The following is a 311-nucleotide window of genomic DNA, read 5'->3' as shown; positions in this document are numbered from 1 at the left end:
CCTTCAGTGATCTAGTACACACGGTCCAGCTCAGCGGGGAAGCTGGGCTCGCTGGTGAAGTTGATCACAGTGTAATCGCCTTCCTCCTCGTCGTTGATGGGGTAGGCCAGACGGCGCTTGCCCCACTCGTCGATGGAATCGATCGTACCGTTGTTCTCGATCAGGGTCTTGAACTTACCAACCAGAGCGGCGGTAGCCTCCTCGTCGAGAGCGGCGATGGTTATCAGCATGGTTTCGTACTTTGCCATTTTGTAGCACCTCCTTTTGGACTTAAGGGCCTCAAGGTTATGAGGCCAAGGGTACACACGTCA

Annotated in this window: 1 protein-coding gene; it reads right to left on the bottom strand. The window is 55.0% G+C overall.

The window, feature by feature from the left end; all coding sequences use genetic code 11:
- Positions 1–11: 11 nt before the first annotated feature.
- Entirely contained in the window at positions 12–248 is a 237-nt protein-coding gene (rpsF, locus tag P0G09_RS17635) for a 30S ribosomal protein S6 (RefSeq protein ID WP_275253319.1), read from the bottom strand.
- Positions 249–311 lie beyond the last annotated feature (63 nt).

It is taken from the genome of Faecalibacterium sp. DFI.5.82, from assembly GCF_029076575.1.
Classification (GTDB): domain Bacteria; phylum Bacillota; class Clostridia; order Oscillospirales; family Ruminococcaceae; genus Faecalibacterium; species Faecalibacterium duncaniae.
The sequence above is the reverse complement of the archived record's forward strand: the minus strand, read 5'-3'. Positions and strand labels throughout refer to the sequence as shown.